Origin of the sequence: Moorena bouillonii PNG, from assembly GCF_001942495.1 — a bacterium.
Classification (GTDB): domain Bacteria; phylum Cyanobacteriota; class Cyanobacteriia; order Cyanobacteriales; family Coleofasciculaceae; genus Moorena; species Moorena bouillonii.
The window spans coordinates 6,389,937-6,398,947 of record NZ_MKZS01000001.1 but is presented as its reverse complement, the minus strand read 5'-3'; the positions used below and the strand labels follow the sequence as shown (position 1 = coordinate 6,398,947).

Here is a 9,011-nt window from a genome sequence, read left to right as displayed (position 1 = left end):
ACCAACGGCAGTCGCTCATGGGGGGAACCCCCAAGACCGCGCTGCCTCCCCAAGACCGCGCTACCTCGCTGCATCGCTTCCTGAAACAATTGCTGTGCAGGCAAAACCAACGACTTCCTCGGTGCTTCACTCTTCCCGGACCCAGATCGCAGTACCGACCAAGAGTGTTGTGCAGTCTGTACCTACCACTCTCTCAGGGTCGAATTCTTCACCAACCCAGGTGGCAGTACCAACTAAACCAACTAAAGTAGTGGTTCCGGTAGATTCTTCAACAGCAGAGTTACCCTCCTTTAGCCCAAACCCACCCCAACTATCACCAGATAGCATCGAAGGGATTGGTCAACTAACACCTCCGAATAGGGTAGATCAACCGTCCCAACTCCCGGAACCCACTCAACTGGAGCCCCCTTCAACTCAACCTCCTTTATCAATCGATAGCATCGAAGGGAGTGCTCAATTAACACCTCCTTTTGGGACAGATCAACTATCGCAACTTCCGGAACCCACTCAACTCGAGCCCCCTTCAACTGAGCCTCCTTCTGACTCGGAGGAGGTACGAGTACTGGTAGCAGAAGTCTTGATTACTGGCGCACCTCCCCAACTGGAAGAGGAAATTTATCGGGTGATTAAAACCCGACCAGGACGAGCAACCACCCGCTCTCAGCTTCAGGAAGATGTGAATGCTATCTTTGCCACAGGTTTCTTTTCCAGTGTGGATGTTCAGCCAGAAGATACTCCCTTGGGAGTTAGGATTAGCTTTATTGTCAGAGCTAACCCAGTATTGCGTCAGGTGGCAGTCAAAACAGAACCCCCAGGGGAAGGGCAACGAATCGTAAACCAGGAAAAAATTAATGAAATCTTCAGTGAGCAATATGGCTCAATCCTGAATCTACGAGACCTGCAAGAGGGAATCAAACAATTAAACGATTGGTATAAGGAAGAAGGTTATGACCTAGCTCAAGTCATTGATGCTGAGCAAGTCACACCGGATGGCACAGTCACCTTGGTCGTGGCAGAAGGGGTGATTGAAGCTGTCAAGGTGCGTTTTCTCGATGAAGATGGTAACCCGATTGTAGATGAAAATGGCAACCCACTTCCATCAATGACTGACCAGGAAGAACCGGTTGGGGGTAATACTCGCCCCTTTATTATTACCCGGGAGGTGGAGTTAAAATCCGGTAGTGTATTTAACCGCAAGAAAGCCCAAAGGGACTTACAGCGAGTTTTTGGTTTAGGCATTTTCGATGATGTACGGTTTTCCTTTGAACCCGGTACTGACCCACGCCAGGTGGTGATAGTAGTAGATGTGATTGAGAAGAGTAGTGGCTCGATTGCGGCTGGTGCAGGTCTGAGTTCTGCCAGTGGTTTTTTTGGTACCGTGAGCTATCAACAGCAAAATCTAGGGGGAAATAATCAGACCTTAGGGGGAGAATTTCAGCTGGGAACCCGAGAGCTATTGTTCGATTTGAGCTTTACAGACCCTTGGATTGCAGGAGACCCCTTCCGCACCTCTTACACCGTCAATGCTTTCCGACGGCGCTCGATTTCCTTGGTCTTTAATGGGGGCAGCGGTGAGAATAATATTAAAGTTCCTAATGATGATGATGATGGAGACCGCCCCCGGATTGTGCGCACTGGTGGTGGAGTGACTTTTCGCCGTCCTTTATCGCAAGATGTATTTAAACGGTCAGAATGGACAGCATCCCTAGGCTTGAAATATCAACATGTTGCCATTGAAGATAGTGATGGGGATGTTAGACCTGAATCTACAGATGGAGAACTGTTGAGCTTTAGTGACAGTGGTGAAGATGACCTAACTACTGTCCAGTTAGGGGCAGTGCGGGATTTACGCAATAGTACAACCCAACCTACTAACGGTTCCCTACTCAGGTTGGGCATGGAACAATCTATTCCTATTGGTAGTGGCAGCATCTTAATGAATCGGTTAAGAGGTAGCTATAGTTTCTATATCCCTGTGGAATTCACCAACTTTACCGAAGGACCTCAGGCTCTTGCCTTTAACATTCAAGGGGGCACTATCTTGGGGGATTTACCTCCCTATGAAGCTTTTATTGTTGGTGGTAGTAACTCCGTGCGGGGGTTTGCTGAGGGAGACCTAGCATCAGGACGTAGCTACCTTCAGGCTACTGCAGAATATCGCTTCCCAATTTTCTCAGTCATAGGGGGTGCTCTATTTGTTGACGCTGGCACTGACCTTGGTTCTGCTGGTTCTGTTCCTGGTGAACCCGGTGAGCAGAGAGATTTACCCGGTACTGGTCTCGGTTACGGTCTTGGGGTTAGAGTGCAGTCACCACTTGGTCCGATTCGGGTAGACTTTGGTTTGAATACCGAAGGGGACAGTCGTCTTCACTTTGGTATTGGAGAGAAGTTTTAATTGTTAATTGTGAATTGTTAGTGGTTAATTGTGAATTGTTAGTGGTTAATTGTGAATTGTTAATTGGGATTTGTGATTGGTTAATTTCAATTTTCAATTTTCAATTTTCCAGCATTTATTGATAGAAACTTGACCAAAAAACATGTCTTCAGTATATTACACCTTGGCTGGTATGTTTGAACGCTCTGGTGTCGGACTGCACAGCGGTATTTCAACCTACGTAAGGGTACTACCAGCAGCTGCGGGAGTTGGGCGATATTTTGTGCGGGTTGACCTACCAGGTAAACCGGTTATTCCAGCAAACATAGATGCAGTTTCAGGTACCACACTGTCTACGGAACTCTCCACATCAACCCAGTATGGAAACGCTACCGTTCGTACGGTGGAACACCTTTTAGCTGCACTGGCTGGTAGTGGTGTGGATAATGCTCAAATTGAGATTGATGGTCCAGAAGTGCCTCTTTTAGATGGTTCGGCGAAGGTTTGGCTGGAAGCTATCCAGGAGGTGGGATTAGTAGCAGCAGGGGTTCAAGGCATCGACGGTAAACCATACGATAGTTTTACCCCCGGACAAGTTCGAGGTACCCTAACACCCCCTCACCTCCTAACTGCCTCAGGAAGAACACCTATTCCTTTTGTATTAAACGAGCCAGTCTCGGTTTATCACGGAGATGCCTTTGTAACGGCTCTACCAGCACCCAAAACTCGATTGACCTATGGCATTGACTTTGCGTTACCAGCTATTGGTAAACAATGGTATAGTTGGACTCCAGAACAGGACAATTTTGCCGATGCGATCGCACCAGCTCGTACCTTTGGCTTGGCTGATCAAATTGACCAGCTGCGCGATCGCGGTTTAATTAAAGGTGGTAGCTTGGACAATGCTCTGGTTTGTGGTCAACAGGGATGGGTTAATCCCCCCTTACGATTTTCAAATGAGCCAGTGCGTCATAAACTTTTAGACTTAGTAGGGGATTTGAGTTTATTAGGACGTTTTCCTGTCGCTCACATCCTGGCCTATAAAGCTAGCCACCATCTCCATGTCCAACTTGCCAAAAAGCTGGCTGAACGCATGGGTTGCAAGTTAAATACAAAGAAGGTTGAACCTTTAAAAATTAGTAAACAAACCTGCAATCTGTAATTATATTAAAGTACGCTTATGTCCACACTGACTGATGTTAACACGCCAAATAACTCTACCGGAAGTACCCAGGAGCTCAATGATGACTCATCGACTAAAACAGTTCTAACCGTCGAAGACATTCATAAACTACTCCCCCATCGGTATCCTTTCGCATTAGTTGATCGGATTATTGACTATGTTCCAGGTAAACGAGCTGTAGGTATCAAGAATGTTACCTTCAACGAACCTTTTTTTCAAGGACATTTTCCTGGAAGACCGTTGATGCCTGGGGTGATGATAGTCGAAGCTATGGCTCAGGTTGGGGGGATTGTATTAACCCAAATTCCCGATAGTCCTGATGGATTATTCGTATTTGCAGGGATTGACAAAGTTCGTTTTCGGCGTCCCGTAGTGCCAGGAGATCAACTGGTGATGACTGCGGAACTGTTGTCCATCAAGCGCCGTCGTTTTGGTAAGATGCACTCAGTTGCAACTGTTGATGGTAAGAAAGCAGCAGAAGGCGAACTTATGTTTTCTATAGTGGATTAAAACATAATTAGTAAGAGCAAAGGAAAGTTATTGGGTTGTTCACCTTTGCCCCTCGGTTTAGGATAGGTTATTTGGTTGTTCGCGTAGCGTGCGCGTAGCGCATAAGTTATTTAGTTGTTTATTTAGTTGTTTGCCTTTGGCCTTCGGTTCAGGGTAGGTTATTTTGTTGAAATACTTGGCTTTGGAGGTTAAACGTTAATGTTCTATTTTAGCACTAAAACCTGGAACACTAAACATTAACCCTTAAACCGGCAACAGTCAACCTTAATCTTTCAACCTGCAACCTTAAAGCTGCAACCTGCAACCTTTAACCTTTAACCTGCAACCTGCAACCTGCAACCTGCAACCTGCAACCTTAAAGCTGCAACCTGCAACCTGCAACCTGCAACCTGCAACCTGCAACCTGCCAGTATTGTTAGTCATTGGTCACTTTGGTGTTTGGAAAATTGGCAACACTTATTCATCCTACTGCTGTTATCCATCCTGGTGCTGAACTACACCCGACAGTTCAGATTGGTGCCTACGCGGTGATCGAAGATAATGTGAAAGTTGGCCCAGAAACAACCATTGGTGCCCATGTGGTTCTTTCTGGACCGATGGAGATCGGAGCCAGGAATAAAATCTTTCCAGGAGCAGTACTGGGTTCGGAACCCCAAGACCTTAAGTATGATGGTGCTCCTAGCTGGGTGAGAATTGGTGATAATAATCTAATTCGAGAGTACGTCACCATTAACCGAGCCACCGGAGCCGGAGAAGCAACCGTAATTGGCAATGGCAATATGCTAATGGCTTATAGTCATGTTGCTCACAATTGCGTGATTGAAGATTCTGTAATTATCGCTAATGGCACTGCTATAGCGGGTCATGTTTATATTGAGTCCCAGGTGAGAATTAGTGGGGTGTTGGGGATTCATCAATTTGTCCACATTGGACGTCTAGCTATGGTGGGTGGGATGAGTCGCATTGACCGGGATGTTCCACCCTATATGCTAGTTGAGGGGAATCCATCCCGAGTGCGATCGCTTAACTTAATCGGTCTTAAACGGGCTGGACTGACAACTGGTGAGATTAGACAGCTAAAAAATGTCTTCCGGAAGCTCTATCTTTCAGGAGAACCGTTCACTCAAGCCCTCCAAACTCTGGAATTGCCACCAGATAACCCCCATGTTGAGCACCTGCATCAGTTTTTGCAGTTGTCTCTAATGGAAGGACGTCGGGGTTTAATTCCTGGTCGTCGGTGAAAAGGGTAAAGGTTTTTAAGGTTTATTTCAAATTACTTTTACCTTTAACCTTTACCCTTTCCTAGCCGATTTTAGGGATTCTCAATTAAGAAAACAGGAGATTAAAACACAAAATCTGCGTTTGTGATATCACCAGAATCTACACCAGTCAAGACAGCTAATGGTTGATTATTGATGGTGTTGATTAAGGTATCGTCATTTTGTCCAACAATCGAAATCTGGCCAAAGGTCAGACCATCTAACTTCAACATATCTTCGCCATCGGTAAAGTCAGTGATGGTGAGTTTGCCTACTGTTGACAAGACAAAGGTATCTTGCCCACTGCCACCAGTTAAAATGTCATCTCCTGGGCCACCGATCAGGGTATCGTCATCATCTCCGCCTTCGAGGGTATCCTGACCATTGCCACCTTTGAGGGTGTCATGACCGTCCCCTCCAAACAGTTTATCGTCACCGTCACCACCGTCGAGGTAGTCTTCTCCAGCAAGTCCTATAAGAAGATCTTTACTGTTAAGCCCTTTGATAATATCGTCACCTCCGCCACCTTCGAGGATGTCATTGTTGGAAGTACCGATTAGGGTAACACCAGCTTCCTCGAAGCTAAGGTTGTCAAGGGCGAAGCGGAAAGCAGCGGCATCATCAAAATCGATCACAACCCGGTCTATTGGTGTATCTCTATCAGAAAAGGAGAACAGACCCTCGGTAAAGATTGGCAGTGAACTAGTATCAACTTCGATCTCATCTACCAATGTAGAGCCATCAAACAGTTCCACTGTAAAACCAGGTGTGAGAGTACCAAAGGTACTCAGCGCCACCCCAAACTCAAGCTCGGAAACCGGTGCATCAAAGTCAAGGGTTAGGATTCCGGCGGCATCACCTTCCAAACTCGGATCCTGTACAAAGAAAATTGAGCCTGGACCGACGTCAGCATAATTGGCATCCGTTGAATCTACCCCATCTACTTTGAAATCAAATGTCACCCCCATGAAACTCAGATCATCAACGGGTTGAAAGGGCAGTTCATCGAAAGTCAAAACTATTGTGTTAGTGGAATTAGTAGACATGTTTATTTCTCCTCAAAAATACTTTTTAATTGCACCCTATAGTATAAAAATTGTGATTTTAGCTTGCGCTAATTAAGTAAAATCACGTATTTTTTCATTCATTTGTTTTTATTTTGCTTTCACAAATATGAAAATTGGATGAATTAAATGACTAGTTTTTATGAAGTTTAGCTTAAGGTTTTAAAAACCCATAAGATTGTAAAAATTATCTTTTAAAAGAAAATACTTAAGTATAAAAAATTTACATAATTAGTGATTAAGCTATAGCAATTCTACGACTTGTGAGGTACACAATTTCTAGATTTTAGGGAACAGGGAACAGGGAACAGGGAACAGGGAAGAGATAAGAGGGAATAGGGATGCGCTGGATTAAAACAGGGAATCAACGTCAAAGAAGTCTGTACCTCATGAGTCCTAAAAACGCTATAATATGGATTTAAATGTCCGTTCCCGTAGCGTGACCTACGGTCAATCCACTTGTGCAAAAGCCGGTATACCATCTCCCCATCTCCTCATCTCCCCATCTCCTCATCTCCTCATCTCCCCATCTCCTCATCTCCCCATCTCCCCATCTCCCCAAAGCGCCCCTATTCACAATTTATTCACAATTTAAATGTGTGACAGTTTACCCTAGCCGGGCACTGATACCATGTTTCAGTGGTCAGGTAATTTAGATTTGGTTACTGTCTACTCCCCTATTTTCCTAATCCCTATCGATCCATTAACCATGACTCTCAAAACCATCTTTATCAGTACTGGCGAGGTATCTGGTGATTTACAAGGGGCTCTACTGATTGAAGCATTGAAACGTCAGGGAACAGGAGCTGGCTTAGAGTTAGAGATTGTTGCTCTAGGCGGTGATCAAATGGCCCAAGCTGGTGCGAAGCTGTTGGGTAATACCACCAGTATTGGTTCTGTAGGAATTCTGGAATCTCTACCCTTTGTGCTGCCTACCCTGAAAGTCCAAGGTCGTGCCAAACAGTATCTCCAGCAGCAGCCCCCTGACCTAGTGGTGCTAATTGACTACATGGGACCCAATTTGAGTATTGGTAGTTTTCTCAAGCGTGAACTACCGCAAGTACCGGTAGTTTATTATATTGCTCCCCAAGAGTGGGTTTGGTCTATCTCTAAGCGCAACACCAGGATGATTGTGGAGATGACTGATAGAATGTTGGCAATTTTCCCAGAAGAAGCCCGTTACTTTGTGGAAAAGGGAGCTTCAGTTAGTTGGGTAGGTCATCCCCTGGTAGATCGGATGGAATCTAGCCCAAGCCGGGAGGAGGCTCGTGCTACCTTAGGCATAGCTCCAGAACAAACTGCGATCGCACTTTTACCTGCCTCTAGACAACAAGAAATTAAGTATCTCATGCCTGTAGTCTTCGAAGCCGCCAAGCAGCTACAGTCACAATTGTTGGATACTAAGCAAACCGGCCAGCTTAGCCAGTCAAAGGGTGAAGGGTTAAGGGAAAGTCAAGCTGATTCACCACTATTTTGGATTCCCCTATCCTTAGAAGCCTATCGCCATCCCATTGAAGAAGCAGTAAAGCGCTATGGTTTACAGGCTAAGGTGGTAGCTGGTCAAACTAAGGAAATCTTGGCTGCTGCTGATTTAGCCATTACCAAGTCAGGTACAGTGAATTTGGAACTAGCACTACTAGATGTGCCTCAGGTGGTTTTCTACCGAGTTAATCCCTTTACCTACTGGCTTGCTCGCACCTTCTTGAAGTTTTCGATTCCCTTCATGTCTCCCCCTAACTTAGTAGTAATGCGTTCCATTGTGCCGGAGTTGTTACAAGAGCAAGCCACTCCAGAGAATATTGTCCAGGAATCCTTAGAACTCCTTTTTAATCAAGAACGGCGTCAGCAAACTCTGAAAAATTATCAGGAAATGCGCCAGTTATTGGGTGAAGTGGGCGTATGCGATCGCGCTGCTAAGGAAATTTTCCAGCTAATGAGCTAAAACGCATGTAAAATGGGTTTTAGCTTAGGGTGGTCAAAGCCTAATGTGATGATTGGTAATAGATGAATGCTTAAAATCCTGCTAATTCCAGACAAATTCCAAGTCTAAGACAAAGCCAGGCAAAACATCTTCTCCGGATAATGTTCTGCGAGATTTTAAGACTTCTACAGGTTGATGAATTCGATAAATTTCAACTGTCTTATGATTAGGGTCAATTAACCAACCCAAACGCAGTTGATTATCAATATACTCCTGCATTTTTTGACGTAACGGTTCCATATTGTCACTTTTTGAACGCAACTCCAGCACAAAATCAGGACAAAGGGGTGGGAAAGTTTCTTGTTGTTCAGGGGTTAATGCATTCCATCGTTTTTGACTAACCCAAGCTGCATCAGGAGAACGAATTGCCCCATTGGGAAGTCGAAAAGCAGTAGAGGAGTTAAAGGTAACCCCCAGTTTGCTTTGGCGATTCCATAACCAAAGTTGTCCTTCTATATCAATGTTGCGTTTTCCAGTATTCCCCCCAGTGGGTGGCATGACAATTAATTTTCCTGTAGCACTACGTTCTAAGCGCAAGTCTCGATTAGCAGCAGCAAGTTGTTCAAACTGCTCGTCAGTAACTCTGAGGCTAGGAGGAATGTTGATCGGAAGGGTATTCATGGATAAATCTCAAGTTATC

Annotated in this window: 7 protein-coding genes; 5 read left to right on the top strand and 2 right to left on the bottom strand. The window is 45.2% G+C overall.

Features of this window, described 5'->3' with window-relative positions:
• The first annotated feature begins 121 nt into the window (after positions 1–121).
• The 4 genes from BJP37_RS26080 (at position 122) to lpxA (ending at position 5,308) form a co-directional block, all read left to right on the top strand.
• The gene (locus tag BJP37_RS26080; protein WP_081431527.1) at positions 122–2,395 is read left to right on the top strand and encodes a BamA/TamA family outer membrane protein; all 2,274 of its coding nucleotides are present in this window, start codon (positions 122–124) and stop codon (positions 2,393–2,395) included.
• Between the two features lie 142 nt (positions 2,396–2,537).
• Positions 2,538–3,536, top strand: a complete 999-nt coding sequence (locus tag BJP37_RS26075; protein ID WP_075903194.1) for a UDP-3-O-acyl-N-acetylglucosamine deacetylase — start codon at positions 2,538–2,540, stop codon at positions 3,534–3,536.
• An 18-nt stretch (positions 3,537–3,554) separates the two neighbouring features.
• On the top strand, positions 3,555–4,067 hold the full coding sequence (gene fabZ, locus BJP37_RS26070) for a 3-hydroxyacyl-ACP dehydratase FabZ (protein ID WP_075903192.1): 513 nt from the start codon (positions 3,555–3,557) through the stop codon (positions 4,065–4,067).
• Between the two features lie 446 nt (positions 4,068–4,513).
• A complete protein-coding gene (gene lpxA / locus BJP37_RS26065) occupies positions 4,514–5,308 on the top strand; it encodes an acyl-ACP--UDP-N-acetylglucosamine O-acyltransferase (RefSeq protein WP_075906475.1) in 795 nt (264 codons plus the stop codon).
• A gap of 101 nt (positions 5,309–5,409) precedes the next feature.
• Here the strand turns inward: lpxA and BJP37_RS26060 are convergent, their stop codons facing one another.
• Positions 5,410–6,372 carry a calcium-binding protein gene (locus BJP37_RS26060; RefSeq protein WP_075903190.1) on the bottom strand — a complete coding sequence of 321 codons (963 nt, stop codon included), beginning with the start codon at positions 6,370–6,372 and terminating at the stop codon, positions 5,410–5,412.
• Positions 6,373–7,099: 727 nt separating this feature from the next.
• Between BJP37_RS26060 and lpxB the strand changes: the two genes are divergently transcribed.
• Positions 7,100–8,332 carry a lipid-A-disaccharide synthase gene (lpxB, locus tag BJP37_RS26055; RefSeq protein WP_075906473.1) on the top strand — a complete coding sequence of 411 codons (1,233 nt, stop codon included), beginning with the start codon at positions 7,100–7,102 and terminating at the stop codon, positions 8,330–8,332.
• Between the two features lie 81 nt (positions 8,333–8,413).
• Here lpxB and BJP37_RS26050 read toward each other — a convergent pair whose 3' ends face one another.
• Positions 8,414–8,992, bottom strand: coding sequence for a Uma2 family endonuclease (locus tag BJP37_RS26050; protein WP_075903188.1), 579 nt, complete (start codon positions 8,990–8,992; stop codon positions 8,414–8,416).
• Positions 8,993–9,011: the final 19 nt, after the last annotated feature.